This is a genomic window from Streptomyces coeruleorubidus (genome assembly GCF_028885415.1).
Lineage (GTDB): Bacteria > Actinomycetota > Actinomycetes > Streptomycetales > Streptomycetaceae > Streptomyces > Streptomyces coeruleorubidus_A.
Genome location: NZ_CP118527.1, coordinates 5,525,167 through 5,541,417 on the forward strand (window position 1 = coordinate 5,525,167; position 16,251 = coordinate 5,541,417).

General features: G+C 70.8%; 17 protein-coding genes. 11 read left to right on the top strand and 6 right to left on the bottom strand.

Annotated features, from left to right (window positions below):
• The first annotated feature begins 69 nt into the window (after nt 1-69).
• Entirely contained in the window at nt 70-276 is a 207-nt protein-coding gene (locus tag PV963_RS25725; RefSeq protein ID WP_274818096.1) for a hypothetical protein, read from the top strand.
• A 170-nt stretch (nt 277-446) separates the two neighbouring features.
• Complete coding sequence (locus PV963_RS25730) at nt 447-665, top strand: DUF397 domain-containing protein (RefSeq protein ID WP_050810297.1); 219 nt, start codon at nt 447-449, stop codon at nt 663-665.
• Between the two features lie 94 nt (nt 666-759).
• Here PV963_RS25730 and PV963_RS25735 read toward each other — a convergent pair whose 3' ends face one another.
• Nucleotides 760-1,254 carry an ATP-binding protein gene (locus PV963_RS25735; RefSeq protein WP_342456400.1) on the bottom strand — a complete coding sequence of 165 codons (495 nt, stop codon included), beginning with the start codon at nt 1,252-1,254 and terminating at the stop codon, nt 760-762.
• Between the two features lie 365 nt (nt 1,255-1,619).
• On the opposite strand from PV963_RS25735, the gene PV963_RS25740 reads away from it, so the two are divergent.
• The 6 genes from PV963_RS25740 to PV963_RS25765 all read left to right on the top strand — a co-directional run bounded on the left by PV963_RS25740 (nt 1,620) and on the right by PV963_RS25765 (nt 7,091).
• A complete protein-coding gene (locus tag PV963_RS25740) occupies nt 1,620-2,444 on the top strand; it encodes a helix-turn-helix domain-containing protein (protein ID WP_274822120.1) in 825 nt (274 codons plus the stop codon).
• A 90-nt stretch (nt 2,445-2,534) separates the two neighbouring features.
• Nucleotides 2,535-3,998, top strand: a complete 1,464-nt coding sequence (locus tag PV963_RS25745) for an aldehyde dehydrogenase family protein (RefSeq protein ID WP_274818098.1) — start codon at nt 2,535-2,537, stop codon at nt 3,996-3,998.
• 107 nt (nt 3,999-4,105) lie between these two features.
• Nucleotides 4,106-4,657: a DinB family protein gene (locus PV963_RS25750; protein WP_274818099.1), complete on the top strand. Its 552-nt coding sequence runs from the start codon at nt 4,106-4,108 to the stop codon at nt 4,655-4,657.
• A gap of 10 nt (nt 4,658-4,667) precedes the next feature.
• Nucleotides 4,668-5,309: a PadR family transcriptional regulator gene (locus PV963_RS25755; protein WP_274818100.1), complete on the top strand. Its 642-nt coding sequence runs from the start codon at nt 4,668-4,670 to the stop codon at nt 5,307-5,309.
• A gap of 73 nt (nt 5,310-5,382) precedes the next feature.
• Nucleotides 5,383-6,333 carry an ATP-binding cassette domain-containing protein gene (locus tag PV963_RS25760; RefSeq protein ID WP_274818101.1) on the top strand — a complete coding sequence of 317 codons (951 nt, stop codon included), beginning with the start codon at nt 5,383-5,385 and terminating at the stop codon, nt 6,331-6,333.
• Nucleotides 6,330-7,091: an ABC transporter permease gene (locus PV963_RS25765; RefSeq protein WP_274818102.1), complete on the top strand. Its 762-nt coding sequence runs from the start codon at nt 6,330-6,332 to the stop codon at nt 7,089-7,091. Before PV963_RS25760 ends, PV963_RS25765 begins: the two co-directional genes overlap by 4 nt.
• Here PV963_RS25765 and PV963_RS25770 read toward each other — a convergent pair.
• A complete protein-coding gene (locus PV963_RS25770; RefSeq protein WP_274818103.1) occupies nt 7,088-8,494 on the bottom strand; it encodes a glutamate decarboxylase in 1,407 nt (468 codons plus the stop codon). The two genes, PV963_RS25765 and PV963_RS25770, sit on opposite strands and share 4 nt — an antisense overlap.
• 29 nt (nt 8,495-8,523) lie before the next feature.
• On the bottom strand, nt 8,524-9,810 hold the full coding sequence (locus PV963_RS25775) for an ion channel protein (protein ID WP_274818104.1): 1,287 nt from the start codon (nt 9,808-9,810) through the stop codon (nt 8,524-8,526).
• A 102-nt stretch (nt 9,811-9,912) separates the two neighbouring features.
• On the opposite strand from PV963_RS25775, the gene PV963_RS25780 reads away from it, so the two are divergent.
• Nucleotides 9,913-10,674 (top strand): MerR family transcriptional regulator, encoded by a 762-nt coding sequence (locus tag PV963_RS25780; RefSeq protein ID WP_274818105.1) that lies wholly within the window; start codon nt 9,913-9,915, stop codon nt 10,672-10,674.
• A gap of 68 nt (nt 10,675-10,742) precedes the next feature.
• On the opposite strand, the gene PV963_RS25785 is transcribed toward PV963_RS25780, so the two are convergent.
• Complete coding sequence (locus PV963_RS25785; RefSeq protein WP_274818106.1) at nt 10,743-11,117, bottom strand: YbjQ family protein; 375 nt, start codon at nt 11,115-11,117, stop codon at nt 10,743-10,745.
• Between the two features lie 134 nt (nt 11,118-11,251).
• Here PV963_RS25785 and PV963_RS25790 point away from each other — a divergent pair, with 134 nt between their 5' ends.
• Nucleotides 11,252-12,124, top strand: a complete 873-nt coding sequence (locus PV963_RS25790) for a DedA family protein (protein ID WP_274818107.1) — start codon at nt 11,252-11,254, stop codon at nt 12,122-12,124.
• A gap of 56 nt (nt 12,125-12,180) precedes the next feature.
• On the opposite strand, the gene PV963_RS25795 is transcribed toward PV963_RS25790, so the two are convergent.
• Both PV963_RS25795 and PV963_RS25800 read right to left on the bottom strand, forming a co-directional pair.
• Nucleotides 12,181-13,878 carry a threonine/serine ThrE exporter family protein gene (locus PV963_RS25795; protein ID WP_274818108.1) on the bottom strand — a complete coding sequence of 566 codons (1,698 nt, stop codon included), beginning with the start codon at nt 13,876-13,878 and terminating at the stop codon, nt 12,181-12,183.
• A gap of 114 nt (nt 13,879-13,992) precedes the next feature.
• Nucleotides 13,993-14,484: an inorganic diphosphatase gene (locus PV963_RS25800; RefSeq protein ID WP_031487466.1), complete on the bottom strand. Its 492-nt coding sequence runs from the start codon at nt 14,482-14,484 to the stop codon at nt 13,993-13,995.
• A gap of 79 nt (nt 14,485-14,563) precedes the next feature.
• Between PV963_RS25800 and dacB the strand changes: the two genes are divergently transcribed.
• Nucleotides 14,564-16,144, top strand: coding sequence for a D-alanyl-D-alanine carboxypeptidase/D-alanyl-D-alanine endopeptidase (gene dacB, locus PV963_RS25805; RefSeq protein ID WP_274818109.1), 1,581 nt, complete (start codon nt 14,564-14,566; stop codon nt 16,142-16,144).
• Nucleotides 16,145-16,251 lie beyond the last annotated feature (107 nt).

Here is a 16,251-nt window from a genome sequence, read left to right on the forward strand (position 1 = left end):
CAGGAGGACGTCACAGTCCTCCGCGCGGCCCATTTCTTCCCGCCCCCGCTTCCTGCGGCCGTCCTCCGCATGGAGCCCGTCCGGCCCTGCCCGAAGCCCCGGACCCCACGCCCCAGCTCCCGCTTCTCCGGTCTCGCTGCCGTCCCGGCGCCCGTCCCCGCCGCCGAGCGGATGCTCCGCCTCCACGACACCTCCGCCGGACCCGACGACTTCGTCACGGGCGCCCGGGAACGCGCGGCGGTGGAGGGCCGTCAAACAGGCAAGAGCTTTCGGTAAAGCGGTCGTCAAAGCTGTAACCGGACGCCCACCCGGCGTGCACGTGCATCTGCCCATGCATCTGCACATGAACAGGGCTATGATCCGGGTCAGTTGACCACCGCATCAATGGCCACACAAGCCAGTGCACCACCGGGGAGCGACCTGTGGACCACGACGTGTACAACGGTATGGCGGCCGCCGGGCTGCGCGGTGTGGCCTGGCAGAAGAGCCGGCACAGCAACTCGCAGGGCTCGTGCGTGGAGTTCGCCCGGCTGCCGGGCGGTGACGTGGCCGTCAGGAACTCGCGCTTCCCGGACGGTCCCGCGCTGGTCTACACCCGTGCGGAGATAGAGGCCATGCTGCTGGGTGTGAAGGACGGCGAGTTCGACCACCTGGTGGGGGGCTGACACCCCGACAGGCCCCGCTGTAAAACGGGGCAATCAGTACTTCTACGCGCCGCGACGCGCGTAGAACCGCGGCGCCAGGAAGCGCCGCGGTTTCTCATTCCGCGTTCGGCCCCGAACCGGGCCGCGGCAGCCGGAACAGCGCCCAGACCACCTTGCCGCTGAGCGCGCCGGCGAGCGGGTGCCAGCCCCAGCTGTCGCTGAAGGAGTCGACGAGGAACAGCCCCCGGCCCGACTCGGCCGAGAAGTCGTCGCTCTCCCGGGCGACGGGACTGTCGTGACTGGGGTCGCGCACCGCGCACACCAGCCGCTCGGTCCACCGCATCAGGTGCAGCCGTACGGGAGGTTCCTGACCGGTGGCGCAGCGAGTGCTCGCCGGCAGACCGTGCCGCAGTGCGTTGGTGACGAGTTCCGAGACGACCAGGCAGACGTCGTCGAAACGGTCGCCCATGTCCCACTGGTCGAGCGTTCTGCGGGTGAACCGCCGCGCCTCGCGCACCGCTTCGTAGCGGGCGGGCAGGGCGCAGGAGGCGGCGTCGGACACGGCCGCGGGATCCAGCGGCGGAAGGCCCTGCCGTAACGGCTCGAGCATGGTCGATCCATTCGTCCCCATGCGAGGCACTCCCGGGAATTCGCGGTCGGTGCGATGCGGCGGTGGTGCGGGACCATGGTTTCGGATGCGTACAGCAGATGCAAGGGCAGATGCACGTGCACGTGACCGGAATGAGTCGTCCCGTACCGCTTGTTGGTCAATTTTTCCGTCATCTTCGTGCTGCCGTCCGCCCGTTTCCTTGCCTCTTTCTTGATGAGCGCGCGCGTGCGTCCCCCGGCTCGATTCCGTTTCCGTAACCGGACGAGTACTGCTCGGAGTGTTTTAGTGGCAGACTTCGGCCCCTGAAGACGTTGGGGAGGCTGGCGAACGTGAGCGCGGGAGAGCCGGGATCGGTGGTGCGGCGCATGCTGCTCGGATCACAACTCAGGCGACTGCGTGAGGCGCGGGGCATCACGCGCGAGGCGGCGGGCTACTCGATCCGCGCCTCCGAGTCGAAGATCAGCCGGATGGAGTTGGGCCGGGTGAGCTTCAAGACCAGAGACGTCGAGGACCTGCTGACGCTGTACGGCATCACGGACGAGCAGGAGCGCGCCTCCCTGCTGTCCCTGGCGAAGGAGGCCAACGTAGCGGGCTGGTGGCACAGTTACTCCGACGTGCTGCCCAGCTGGTTCCCCACCTACGTCGGCCTGGAGGGCGCCGCCTCGCTGATCCGGGCGTACGAGGTGCAGTTCGTGCACGGCCTGCTCCAGACCGAGGCGTACGCGCACGCGGTGGTCCGGCGGGGCATGCAGGGCGCGAGCGAGGCCGATGTGGAGCGGCGTGTGGCGCTGCGTCTGGAGCGGCAGAAGTACCTCGTCGACGAGAGCGCCCCCGACTTCCACATCATCCTGGACGAGGCCGCCCTGCGCCGTCCGTACGGGGACCGCGAGGTGATGCGCGGCCAGCTCCAGCACCTCATCGAGGTCTCCGAGCGGCCCAACGTGCGCCTTCAGGTGGTGCCGTTCAGCCTCGGCGGCCACTCCGGCGAAAGTGGCGCGTTCACGATCCTCAGCTTCCCGGAGTCCGACCTCTCGGACGTCGTCTACCTGGAGCAGCTCACCAGCGCGCTGTACCTGGACAAGGCCGAGGACGTCGCCCAGTACGAGAAGGCGCTCAAGGAACTCCAGAGCGACAGTCCGGGCCCTTCGGAGAGCCGGGATCTTCTCCGGGGACTCCTCCAACTCTCCTGAGACCGCCAACTCTCCCGAAACATAAGTACGATGACGTGTGATCAGATCGTGAAGGCGCGATCGAGGGTCTGCTAGGGATCGAGGGATCACATGTCGTCGTCCTACTTCACCGACCTTGCACAGCAGTACATCGACGGTGAGTGGCGCCCGGGTACCGGTTCCTGGGACATCATCGACTTCAACCCGTACGACGACGAGAAGCTGGCGTCGATCACGATAGCCACGGTCGACGAGGTCGACCAGGCGTACCAGGCAGCGGCCCGTGCCCAGCAGCAGTGGGCCGCGACCAACCCCTATGCCCGCCGTGCCGTCTTCGAGAAGGCCCTGAGGCTCATCGAGGAGCGCGAGGCCGAGATATCCGAGGCGATCATCGCCGAGCTCGGCGGGACGCGTCTGAAGGCCGCCTTCGAACTGCACCTCGCCAAGGAGTTCCTGCGCGAGGCGGTCCAGCTGGCGCTGCGCCCCGAGGGCCGGATCCTCCCCTCGCCGGTCGACGGCAAGGAGAACCGCGTCTACCGCGTCCCGGTCGGGGTCGTGGGTGTGATCAGCCCTTTCAACTTCCCGTTCCTGCTCTCGATCAAGTCCGTCGCCCCGGCGCTCGCGCTCGGCAACGCCGTGGTGCTCAAGCCGCACCAGAACACGCCGATCGTCGGCGGCTCACTGGTCGCGAAGATCTTCGAGGACGCGGGGCTGCCCGGCGGTCTGCTGAACGTCGTCATCACCGACATCGCGGAGATCGGCGACGCCTTCCTCGAGCACCCGGTGCCCAAGGTCATCTCCTTCACCGGCTCCGACCAGGTCGGCCGGCACGTGGCGACCGTCTGCGCCCGGCTGTTCAAGCGCTCGGTCCTCGAACTGGGCGGCAACAGCGCGCTGGTGGTCCTCGACGACGCCGACGTCGACTACGCGGTCGACGCGGCCGTCTTCAGCCGGTACGTCCACCAGGGCCAGGTCTGCATGGCCGCCAACCGCGTCCTGGTCGACCGGTCCGTCGCCGAGGAGTTCACCGAGAAGTTCGTCGCCAAGGTGAAGACCCTCAAGGCGGGCGACCCGCGCGACCCTCGGACCGTCATCGGCCCGCTCATCAACTCCTCACAGGCGGACGCCGTCTCCGGCGCGGTCGAGCAGGCCCTCGCCGAGGGCGCCACGGCCCTGGTGCGCGGCGGGCGCACCGACAACCTCGTCGAGCCGTCCGTCCTGACCGGCCTCCCCGCCGAATCCGCCCTGCTGCGGCAGGAGGTCTTCGGCCCGGTCGTCTTCCTCGTCCCGTTCGACGGCGAGGAGGAGGCCGTACGCCTCGTCAACGACACCCCGTACGGCCTGAGCGGCGCCGTCCACACCGGTGACATCGAGCGGGGCGTGAACTTCGCCAAGCAGATCGACACGGGCATGTTCCACGTGAACGACGGCACCGTGCACGACGAGCCGATCGTGCCCTTCGGCGGCGAGAAGCACTCGGGCCTGGGCCGGCTCAACGGCGAGACGATGCTGGACTCCTTCACCACGCTGAAGTGGATCTCCGTGCAGCACGGGCGCAGCGGCTTCCCGTTCTAGGCCTCGTACGAGACGGCGGGCCCTTGCGGACAGAACCTGACCGCAAGGGCCCGTAGCTTCGTCGGTGTCGGGGGAGAGGCCCCCGGATCCGGCGAAAGGCGGCGGTCATGGTCACTCACGTTCCCGCGGAGGCACACGGCGACGAGCGCGGAGCGCTGCTCTCCTTCATCGAGGAGCAGCGCGGCGGCATCCGGCGGGCGGTGCTGGGGCTGACCGACGAGCAGGCCGTGAGCACGCCCAGCGCCAGTGAGCTGTCGCTCGCCGGGCTGCTCAAGCACGTCGCCGAGGTCGAGCAGGGCTGGATCGCCCGCGCCAAGGGCGAGCCGCCGGCCGTCCACCGGGACGAGTCGAACTGGCACGAGTGCTTCCGGCTGACCGGCGACGAGACCGTGGCGTCGCAGCTGGCGTACTACGAGAAGGTGGCCGCCGAGACGGAGGCTTTCATGCGCGCTGTGCCCAGCCTCGACGACACCTTCGAGTTGCCCGCGACCTCCTGGAATCCGCGGGACGAGCGGCTCTCCATGCGCTGGCTCTGTCTCCACCTGATCCGCGAGACGGCCCGGCACGCCGGCCACGCCGACATCATCCGCGAGTCGCTGGACGGCGCGACGGCCTTCGAGCTGGTGGCCGAGGAGCAGCAGGTGGCGGTCGCGTCCTAATCTGGACCGCATGTCAGCGATCCGTCTCCTCGTGCTCGGCGCGGTCCGCATGCACGGGCGGGCCCACGGCTATCAGGTCCGCAACGACCTGGAGTACTGGGGCGCACACGAGTGGTCCAGCGCCAAGCCCGGCTCGATCTACCACGCCCTGAAGCAGATGGCGAAGCAAGGGCTGCTGCACGCGCACGAGGTCGCCCCGTCCACGGCTGGCGGCCCGCCGCGCACGGAGTACGAGATCACGGGACAGGGGACCGAGGAGTACTTCCGGCTGCTGCGCGAGGCGCTGGTCACGTACGACCAGCGGGGGGACGTGAAGACGGCCGCCGTCGGTTTCGTCGTCGACCTGCCGCGGGCGGAGGCGGTCGCGCTGCTGAAGGAGCGGACCCTGCGGATCGAGCAGTGGCGGGCCTCCGTCCTGGAGCACTACGTCCCCGAGGAGGGGCCCGGACAGCTGGGCCACATCGGCGAGATCATGAACATGTGGGTCCACACGGCCGACTCCGAGGCCGAGTGGACCCGCGGTCTCATCGAGCGCATCGAGGGCGGCGCCTACACCTTCGCCGACGAGGGCGACCCGTTCGTCGGCGTGCTGGCCGAGGGTGAGGAGAACCCGTACGCGACGGGGGAGCGGCACCCCGGGGACGACCACTAATCAAATTTGACGAATGAATGGCGCCGGGTTACCTTCGAGCCTGTAGTCAAGTTTGACTAGCGAGGGGGTGTCTGTGGCCGACACGGTGATCACCGTCGAAGGCGCGGAGAAGAGGTACGGCGAGAAGAAGGCGCTGGACGGGCTCGACCTGCGGGTCGCGCGCGGCACGGTGCACGGGGTGCTCGGCCCGAACGGCGCGGGCAAGACCACCTTGGTGAGGGTCCTGTCCACGCTGCTGCGACCCGACGCGGGCCGGATCGAGGTGGCCGGGCACGACGTGGTGCGCGAGGCGTACGCCGTGCGGCTGCGCATCGGTCTGCTCGGCCAGCACGCCGCGCTCGACGAGGAGCTCGGCGGCCGGCAGAACCTGGAGCTGTTCGGCCGGCTGCACCACCTGGGTGCGAGGCGGGCACGCGCGCGTGCCGACGAGCTCCTTCAGCGCTTCGACCTGGCCGGCACCGGCCGCAAGGCGGTCCGGCAGTACAGCGGCGGCATGCGGCGCCGCCTGGACCTCGCGGCCAGCCTGATCACCGGACCGGAGGTGCTGTTCCTGGACGAACCGACCACCGGCCTCGACCCGCGCGGCCGCGCCGAGGTGTGGGACTCCGTCCGCTCCCTGGTCGGCGGCGGCACGACGGTCCTGCTCACCACGCAGTACCTGGAGGAGGCCGACCAGCTCGCCGACCGCATCTCGGTCGTCGACGCCGGACGGGTCATCGCCGAGGGCACGGCGGACGAGCTGAAGGCACAGACCGGCGGCGACCGCATCGACGTGGTCCTGCGGGAGGCGGGCCAACTGGGCGCGGCCGTCGCTTTGCTGCCGCTCGCCGGAGTCACCGTCGACACCGACCGCCGCCTGCTGAGCGCCCCGGTGACCGACCGCATGGAGGCGCTCGCCGGGGTCGTACGGGCCTTGCAGGAAGCGGGAATCGAGGCGGAGGACGTCGCCCTGCGCCGCCCGACGCTGGACGAGGTGTTCCTGCACCTCACGGGAGACGACCGCCGAGTGAAGGAGGCCGCGTGACCGCCCACGCCCTGACCGACTCCTGGACCATGACCCGCCGGGAACTCGCCCGCTGGGCGCGGCAGCCGGTCCAGCTGGTCGTCAACCTCGTCTTCCCGGTGATGCTGCTGCTCATGTTCGGCTACCTGATCGGCGGTGGCCGGGGCGTGAGCGGCGAGTACCGCGACTACCTGATCCCCGGCATGCTCGCGCTCACCATGGCCTTCGGCCTGGAGGGCACGATGATCGCCGTCACCCGGGACCTCGACAAGGGCGTCATCGACCGCTTCCGCTCGATGCCCATGGCCGACGGAGCGGTACTGGTGGGCCGTTCGGCCGCCGACATGCTCCAGTCGGCGCTGGCCCTGGTGGTGCTCATCGGCGTGGGCGCCGCGCTCGGCTGGCGGGTCCAGGGTGGTCCGGCGGCCTTCCTGGGAGCCGTGGGCCTGCTGCTCCTGTTCCGGTTCGCCATGCTGTGGATCGGCATCCACCTGGCGCTGGTGGCCGGGAAGCCGGAGATGGTCCAGGCCGTGCAGATCCTGGTCTGGCCCATCGGCTTCCTGTCCAACGCCCTGGCCCTCCCCGGCACCATGCCCGGCTGGCTCGGCACGGTCGTCGAGTGGAACCCCATGTCCCACACGGCCACGGCCGTACGGGACCTGTTCGGCACCCCCGGCGCGGAGTCCGGGCACGTGTGGGCGGCGGTCGTCTGGCCCCTGGCCCTGCTGGCGGTGTTCTTCCCGCTGGCGGTAGGGAGGTTCGGGCGGCTGAGCCGCTAGTGATGGAAGCCGGTGGCCGCGTCCTTGTCCCGCGTGAAGGGGCGTGGCTGCCGGCGCAGCTCCGGCAGCAGCCGTTCCAGGTCCTGCGCGAGCAGCTCGGCGAGGTCGGCCGAGAAGCCGTTGCGGCACACCACCCGCAGCACGGACAGGTCCTCCCGGTGCGGCGGGAATGTGTACGCGGGCACCAGCCAGCCGCTCTCGCGCAGCCGCCGCGAGACGTCGAAGACGTCGTACGCCGACACGTCCGGCGCGGTCGTGAAGGCGAACACCGGCAACTGGTCGCCCCGGGTCAGCAGCCGGAAGTCACCGAGCGCCTCGATCCGCCCGGCGAGCCCCGTGGCCACGTCCCGCGCGGCCTGCTGCACGGCCCGGTAGCCGTCCCGGCCCAGCCGCAGGAACGTGTAGTACTGCGCCACGACCTGCGCGCCCGGCCGGGAGAAGTTCAGCGCGAACGTCGGCATGTCGCCGCCCAGGTAGTTCACCCGGAACACCAGCTCCTCCGGCAGCGCCTCCGCGTCCCGCCACAGCGCCCAGCCGACGCCCGGGTAGACGAGCCCGTACTTGTGCCCCGAGGTGTTGATCGACGCCACCCTCGGCAGCCGGAAGTCCCACACCAGGTCCTCGTCGAGGAACGGCGCGATCATGGCACCTGACGCCCCGTCGACATGCACGGGGATGTCGAGCCCGGTCCGCTCCTGCACCGCGTCCAGCGCCGCGCACAGCTCGGTGACCGGCTCGTAGGACCCGTCGAAGGTCGAGCCCAGGATCCCGACGACCCCGATGGTGTTCTCGTCGCACAGCTCGGCCGCGGCCTGCGGGTCCAGGTGGAACCGCTCGCCCTCCATGGGCACCAGCCGGGCCTCCACCTCCCAGAAGTTGCAGAACTTCTCCCAGTAGACCTGCACGTTGACGCCCATCACCAGATTGGGCCGGGCCCGCGGGTACCGGTCGGCGTTGCGCCGCGCCCAGCGCCGCTTCAGCGCCATCCCGGCGAGCATGCACGCCTCGCTCGACCCGGTCGTCGAACAGCCCACGGCCGCCGCCGGGTCGGGTGCGTGCCACAGGTCGGCGAGCATCGCCACGCACCGCCGCTCCAGCTCGGCCGTGCGCGGGTACTCGTCCTTGTCGATCATGTTCTTGTCCCGGCACTCCGCCATCAGCACACCGGCCTCCGGCTCCATCCAGGTGGTGACGAAGGTGGCGAGGTTCAGCCGCGCGTTGCCGTCCAGCATCAGCTCGTCGCGCACCAGCTGGTGGGCGGTCGCCGGTGCCATGGGCTGCTCCGGGAGCCGGTGCGTGGGCGGGGCCTCGGCCATGTCGCCGACCGGGTTGGCGGGGCCGTAGAAGGGGTTGACGGCCAGGCGGCGTTCGCCGGGCTGACGGGGGCCTTCGTTGAGCGGCAAGGGAGCCTCCAGGGGGTTCGAGAGAGGTGTCAGCGGACGGGTGTGCCGTCCGGGTGCAGCTGCATCTGCGGGCGGCCCGTGACCAGCAGCCAGGCCGGCAGCGAGGCGACGCAGAGCAGGGCGAGGATCCCCGGCGAGGCGACCAGCACCGCGGCGACGAAGAGGCTGATCCAGCCCTGCCGGGTGATGGCCAGCAGCATCCCGAGCACACCGGCGGACACACCCACCGACGGATGCACACCGGACACCAGGGCGTGCGCGCACAGCCCGAGGGCGGTGCCGGCGAACACGGCCGGGAAGATGCGCCCGCCGCGGAAACCGCAGGACGCGGCGACGAGCAGGGCGGCCAGCTTCACCACCGTCAGGACGGCGAACTCCCCGGCCGACCGGCCCTGCGGGTCGTGCGCCAGCTCGGCGATCTCGTCGAGCCCCTTGAACAGCGTCAGATGGCCGCCCAGGGCCGCGAGACAGCCCAGCACGGCCCCGCCCGCCGGGAGCATCAGCATCGGATGCCGCAGCCGGCGGAACGCCGCGTGGACGTAAGGGAAGGCGCGCACGGCGCACATGCCGAGCAGCGCGCCCGCCGCGGCGACCACGAGCGCCGCGAGCAGGTCCGCCCAGCCCGGCCGGCCGAAGGACGGCAGGTCCAGGTCGAAGCTCGGGTGGTCGACGAGGGTCGCGGTCAGGGCACCGGCCGCGGCGGCGGTCAGCGGCGCGAACAGGTTGTCCCACAGCAGCCCGCGCGTCTCCTGCCGGGCCAGCACCTCGGAGATCACCAGGGCCGCGGCCACGGGCGTGCCGAACAGGGCGCCGATCGTCGCCGCCTCCGCCAGCGCCGGCCAGACCCGGCCCGGCGCGCGGGGCAGGGCCCGGCCGCCCAGCCAGACCGCCAGGCCGACGTTCACGGCGATGATCGGGTTCTCGGGGCCCAGGCTCGGCCCGCCGGCCAGCATCAGCGCGGTCGCCAGCAGCAGCCCCGGCAGCACGACGGGCGGCAGAACCGGGGCGTCCAGCCCGACCGTGGCCGGATCGGGGCCCGCGTGCCCCGGCACCTTCCACACCACCAGCCCGACCGCGACACCCGTCGCGACGAGCATCACGAACATCCACGCCACCGAGTACCGGCCGATCCCCAGCGCGTCCGGCACCGTCCGCCACAGCACGCCCTGCAGCTCCTCGGTGGCGACTTCCACCCCCACCAGCAGCAGGCTGGACACCACCCCCACGGCCACGGCGGGCAGGATCGAGGGCAGCAGGACGCGGGCGGGAGTCGCGGGGGTGACGGAGGGCGCCTGCCGCGCGGAGTCCTGGACCACGGGCACACGATAAACGGGCCAAAGGGGACAAAGGGGAAACACGCTTGCACCTCACGTGGCGTGAGGCCCCACCGTGAAGCACGGAAGAAGAAGGGAGCGGAAGTGAGCTACTCCGTGGGACGGGTCGCGGGCTTCGCCGGCGTCACGGTGCGCACGCTGCACCACTACGACGACATCGGCCTGCTCGTGCCCAGCGCACGCAGCCACGCGGGTCACCGGCGCTACAGCGACACCGACCTCGACCGGCTGCAGCGGATCCTGTTCTACCGGGAGCTCGGCTTCCCGCTCGACGAGGTCGCCGCCCTGCTCGACGACCCGGACGCGGACCCGCGCGCACATCTGCGCCGGCAGCACGAGCTGCTGACCGCCCGGATCGAGAAGCTGAAGAAGATGGCGGCGGCCGTGGAGCACGCCATGGAGGCACGCAAGATGGGCATCAACCTCACGCCCGAGGAGAAGTTCGAGGTCTTCGGGGACAAGGATCCGGAGCAGTACGCCGACGAGGCGGAAGCGCGCTGGGGCGGCACGGCGCAGTACGCCGAGTCGCAGCGCCGCGTCGCCCGCTACACCAAGGAGGACTGGCAGCGGATCCAGACCGAGACGGCCGACTGGGGCGAGCGCTACGACGCCCTGATGGCCGCCGGTGAACCGCCCGCCGGCGAGGCGGCCATGGCCCTGGCGGAGGAGCACCGGCAGCACATCTGCACCTGGTACTACGAGTGCTCCCACGAACTCCACCGCGGCCTCGGCGAGATGTACGTCTCCGACGAGCGCTTCAAGGCGTTCTACGACTCGATGCGCCCGGGTCTCGCCGAGCACCTGCGCGACGCGATCCAGGCGAACGCGGACCGCCACCAGGCGTGACGCCCGCCCGGCCGGCGGTAGGGGGCCGTCGGGCAACGCGCCCTACCGCCGCGCCAGGCAGAAGGTGGTCACCCCGCGTCCTCGGGCTCGATCACCACGGCCGTCCCGTACGCGCACACCTCCGTGCCGACGTCCGCCGCCGCCGTCACGTCGAAGCGGAACGCGAGCACACCGTTGGCACCACGCGCGCGTGCCTGTTCGACGAGTCGCTCCATGGCCTGGTTGCGGGTCTGCACGAGCGTCTTGGTGAGACCGCGCAGCTCGCCGCCGACCATGGACTTCAGACCGGCGCCGATCTGGCTTCCCAGGTGCCGGGAGCGGACCGTCAGGCCGAAGACCTCGCCGAGCACCTCTTTCACGCGGTAGCCGGGTACGTCGTTCGTGGTGACGACGAGGACGTCGGGCTGGGGGCCCTGTCCGCCGCCGAATTCATCGATGCCCATGGTTCACAGCTTTCTCCGGGACGGCCGACAGTGCATCCTGAATACCCCCATGGAACCTGGGCCATCACGGCTGCGTTGATACTTTGAGGCAGTCAGCCCCAGCCCGTACCCCCAGCAGCAGGAGCCACATCCCCGTGACCACGCTTGCGCTCGGCCCCGAGTGGCTCGACCCGCACTATCTGATCGAGACCTTCAGCCTGCCCGGCATCCTGCTGATCGTCTTCGCGGAGTCCGGCCTCTTCGCATTTCTGCCCGGTGACTCGCTGCTGTTCACGGCGGGTCTCTTCGTGGCCGAGGGCACCTACATCACGCAACCCCTGTGGCTGGTCTGCACGCTGATCGTGATCGCCGCCGTCGTCGGCGACCAAGTGGGCTACATGATCGGCAAGTTCCTGGGCCCGAAGCTCTTCAACCGTCCCAACTCCAAACTCTTCAAACAGGAGAATCTGGACAAGGCCCACGATTTCATGGAGAAGTACGGCCCCAAGGCGATCGTCCTGGCCCGCTTCGTCCCGATCGTGCGCACCTTCGCCCCCATCGTGGCCGGCGCCGGCCGTATGAAGTACCGCACGTTCGTCACGTACAACGTCATCGGCGGCATCGCCTGGGGCACCGGCGTCACCGTCGCCGGCTACTGGCTCGGCCAGATCGACTTCATCAAGAAGAACGTCGAGTCGATCCTCATCCTGATCGTCCTGCTCTCCATCGTCCCGATCATCATCGAGTACCTCCGCGACCGCTCCAAGAAGAAGCGCGCCGCGTCCGAGACCCCGGCGGCCCAGCCCCACCCCCCCGTCATGGACGACGCGACGACCCAGCTCCGCCGCATCACCCCGGACGACCAGCCCCACCAGCAGCCGCAGCAGCAGCCCCCCTACGGCAACCAGAGCGGCTACAACGACCAGCAGTACTACGGCCAGTACCCCCAGGCCCCGGGCTACGGCCAGCAGCAGCCCTACGGCACCCAGCAGGGCGGGGGCCAGCAGCCTTACAACGGCGGTTACTGACAGACAACCCGCGGCCGCCAGCGGTCAGGGAGCCCCGAGCCCATAGGCAAAGGACGCTAGAAACCCCTGGTCCGCTTGGCGGCCCGCCGCTTCTCCGCAGACCCGATCCGCAGGAACATCCGCGAGATCTCGGACCCCAGATTCACCCCGATGGCGATCGCCATGGCCAAGGCCACCGCCTTGGACAGCGACACCAGCCCCTCGTCCACCTTGTTCTGCGCGATCGCCAGCAGCCCGAAGTACGTCGCGGAACCCGGCAGCAACGGCCCGATCGCCGCAGTCGTGTACGGCAGAGCCGACGCGAACTGGTACCGGGACAGCAGCTGCCCGAACAACCCCACCAGCCCGGCCGCAGCCGCCGTGGACGCCACCGGCGAGATGTCCCCGGCGTAGTGCATCGCGCCGTACACGATCCACGCGACACCCCCGTTCAGCGTCACCCACACCACGGTGGATCGTTCCTGCTGAAGCAGCACGGCGAACGCCAGTGACAGCAGCATCGACGCACCGATCAGCAGCGCCGGCTCGTCGGAGGCCCCGAGCGCCGCGTCCGGGTTCAACCGGGCCCCCAGCTGCACGCCGAAGTACAGCACCACCAGCACACCCGCGACGATGCCCACGAAGAAGTACAGGACCTCCAGCAGACGCGCGGACGCGGTGATGTAGAAGCCGGTCAGCCCGTCCTGCACCCCCGCCACCAGCGCCCGCCCGGGCAGCAGCGCGAACAGCCCACCGGTGATGACCGCGGAGGCCTTCACGTCCACATGGCCGAGCGTCAGCGCGACCCCGATCGCGGCCGGCGGCGTCGCGGCCACCGTGAACTGGTAGAACTCCGGCAGCCCGCGCCCCGCGCACAGCCACGCCAGCCGGTCGCCGAGCATCGCGCCCAGCGCGGCCGCGACGAACACGATCAGATCACCGCCGACGAGCACGGAGGCCGCACCCGCCAGCAGCCCGCTCGCGCCGGTCAGCGCCCAGCCGGGGTAGGGGTGCCGGTTACGACGGATCTCGGCGAGCCGCCGGTAGGCCTCCTCCAGGGAGACCGCCGTCTCGTCGTCGCTGAGGTCGTCCACCAGCTGGTACACGGCAGCCAGCCGCGTGTAGTCGGTGCCCCTGCGGCGTACGGTCCGCGACGCCGTGACCGGGTCGTCGACGAGCGACGGCTGGTACGAGATCGCCAGCAGCGTGAAGGTGACGTTGGGCTCGCAGCGGTCCAGGCCGTACGACCGGCAGACGGCGAACATGGCCGCCTCCACGTCCTCGGCGCCCTCGCCGCCCGCCAGCAGCAACTCGCCGATACGCAGCGTCAGGTCGAGCACGCGCGGCACGGCCGGCCCCGAGTCGTCGCCGCCGCGCTGGCTCGGCTCCGGCGCCGGCCGCTCCGCCACCGGCATGCGCAGCATGGTGCGCATCCGGTCCTGCCAGGGCACGTCCTTGGTCAGGCTGACCACGGGGATCCCGCTCGGCGGGGTGAACGCCGACGGGGCGTGCTTCGCGCTGTACGTGCTCGGCGGGGTGAACGCCGACCCCTCCGGCTCCGCCGAGGGCACCTGCGAGACGTCCAGCCCCTGCGGCAGGGCGAACTCGGACGTCACCTCGCACTCCGCTCCGGTCACCCTGGGCGCGGCGAGGCCCTCGGGGATCGCGAACTCCGACGTCGTCGACATGTCCCCGTCGACGGCGGCCCCCGCCGGAGGCAGGAATGTGCTCCTCGCCTCGTCCGACTTCGGCTTGCGGTCCTCCGCGTCCGTCACTGCCTGGCGCTCCCTGTACGACACGTCAGCCTCAGTACCCCCCAGCCTCAGTATGCGCACATACAGGCGAACGGGCCGCACGCGCAGGCGTACGGCCCGTGAGTATCACAAGGGTCAGTGACCGCCCTGGTCCTTGAAGCGCTTGTACGACCGCTCGATCTCGGCCTCGGCCTCGGTGCGGCCCACCCAGTCGGCGCCCTCGACCGACTTGCCGGGCTCCAGGTCCTTGTAGACCTCGAAGAAGTGCTGGATCTCCAGGCGGTCGAACTCCGACACGTGGTGGATGTCCCGCAGGTGCTCCACACGCGGGTCCGTCGCCGGCACGCACAGCAGCTTGTCGTCGCCACCGGCCTCGTCCGTCATCCGGAACATGCCGATCGCCCGGCACTTGATCAGGCAGCCCGGGAAGGTCGGCTCGTCCAGGATGACCAGCGCGTCCAGCGGGTCGCCGTCCTCGCCGAGAGTGTTCTCGACGAAGCCGTAGTCGGTCGGGTAGGCGGTCGAGGTGAAGAGTCGCCGGTCCAGGCGGATACGACCGGTCTCGTGGTCCACCTCGTACTTGTTGCGCGAACCCTTCGGAATCTCGATCGTGACGTCGAACTCCACCGGTGGCTCCTCCATGATCAACACATAGTTCTGGTGGTTAAGTGTCCCTCACGCAGGTGTGTGATCGCGAAAGGGGCTGGTGGTCGTGCCGGAGCTGCGTCCTTGGCGGGCCGCGAGACCGCACGTGGTGCGGATCGCGGATGCCGTACGACCGCGCCTGGCCAGGGCCGCCGCGGCCGCGAAACCACGGATCGCGCGGCTCGCCCGAGTCGGGAAACCGCAGGTCGCGCGGGTCACACGGTCGAAGACCTGGCAGTACACCGCGGGCGCCACCACCGCCGGTCTCGCACTGGCCGCCGGTGTGGTGACCGCCGCCGGCCCCTGGGACTCCTCGGGTCAGCGTACGGCCGAGCGGGACCGGGCCGCGGCCCTGGGCCGCGCGGGTGGCACAGATCACGGCCGCGCCCCCGGCGCGCCCGCGCAGCCCCGGCCCGCCCCCAGCGCCGGGCCCGTGCTGACCGGCCTGGGCGGCGTCAGCACCGTGAAGTCCGCCCCGGACGGCAAGGCCCTGGCGAAGACCCTCACGCCCCTGCTGAAGGACCCGGAGCTCGGCCCCCGGCCCGCGGCGGCGGTCGTGGACGTCACGACCGGCAGGCGCCTGTACGGCACGGGCTCGGACGCCGCGCTCACCCCGGCCTCGACGACGAAGATCGCCACGGCCGTCGCGGCGCTGTCCGCGATGGGCGCCGACCACCGCCTCACCACCCGCGCCGCCCTCGAACCCGACACGAAGGAAGTCGTCCTGGTCGGCGGCGGCGACCCCACCCTCACGGCCCGCGAGGCCTCCGACGGCTCGGCCGGCCTGCGCGCCCTGGCCGACAGGACGGCCGCGGCCCTGGCCCAGCGCGGCATCCGCGACGTGACGCTCTCCTACGACACGACCCTCTACGCGGGCCCCCAGAAGCACCCGATCGGGGTCAACCCCAACCTCGCCCTCGTCAGCCCCCTGATGGCCGACGAGGGCCGCACGGACGACTCGACGAGCGGCCCGGTCACCCGCGTGACCGACCCGGCCGCGGACGCCGCCCGCCGCTTCGGGGACCTCCTGAAGTCCCGCGGCATCAAGGCCACGGCCCCCGGCCCGTCGAAGGCCACGACCCGCGCGAAGACCCTGGCCACGGTCTCCTCGCCCCCGCTGTCGGCCCTCGTCGAACGGATGCTGACCAACAGCGACAACGACATCGCCGAGGCCCTCGCCCGCCACACGGCGATCGCCACGGGCCACCCGGCCGACTTCGCCGGCGCAGACCGGGCTATCAACGCCCGGCTCCGCGAGCTCGGCCTGCCCCTCAAGGGCGCCGCCTTCAAGGACGGCAGCGGCCTGAACCGCGCCGACAGACTGACGGCCGACCTCCTCACCGCCCTCCTGGCCAAGGCGGCCGACCCCGCCCACCCCGAACTCCGCCCGGCCCTCACCGGCCTCCCCGTCGCCGGCTTCACCGGCACCCTGACCACCCGCTACACGGACGGCGCAGCCGGCGTCGTCCGCGCCAAGACAGGCACCCTGACCGGCGTGAACACCCTCGCAGGCACGGTCGTCGACCAGGACGGCCGCCTGCTCGCTTTCGCCTTCATGGCCAACGACACGAGAAACCCGGAGGCGGCCCAGAAGGCCCTGGACAAGGCGGCGACGACGCTGGCGGCGTGCGGCTGCCGGTAGGCACCGCCGTGGGCAGTCGTTCCGCTGGGGCGGAACGGGTGGGCACGGCCTGCAACGCCGAGTACCGGCCAAGACACCCCAGCCCCTGCCGACCTCACACACCGGCC

Coding starts and splice junctions, on each gene's coding strand:
- PV963_RS25725 (WP_274818096.1), top strand. CDS start 70: ATGGAGCCCGTCCGGCCCTGCCCGAAGCCCCGGACCCCACGCCCCAGC.
- PV963_RS25730 (WP_050810297.1), top strand. CDS start 447: ATGGCGGCCGCCGGGCTGCGCGGTGTGGCCTGGCAGAAGAGCCGGCAC.
- PV963_RS25735 (WP_342456400.1), bottom strand. CDS start 1,254: ATGCTCGAGCCGTTACGGCAGGGCCTTCCGCCGCTGGATCCCGCGGCC.
- PV963_RS25740 (WP_274822120.1), top strand. CDS start 1,620: ATGCTGCTCGGATCACAACTCAGGCGACTGCGTGAGGCGCGGGGCATC.
- PV963_RS25745 (WP_274818098.1), top strand. CDS start 2,535: ATGTCGTCGTCCTACTTCACCGACCTTGCACAGCAGTACATCGACGGT.
- PV963_RS25750 (WP_274818099.1), top strand. CDS start 4,106: ATGGTCACTCACGTTCCCGCGGAGGCACACGGCGACGAGCGCGGAGCG.
- PV963_RS25755 (WP_274818100.1), top strand. CDS start 4,668: ATGTCAGCGATCCGTCTCCTCGTGCTCGGCGCGGTCCGCATGCACGGG.
- PV963_RS25785 (WP_274818106.1), bottom strand. CDS start 11,117: ATGGGCATCGATGAATTCGGCGGCGGACAGGGCCCCCAGCCCGACGTC.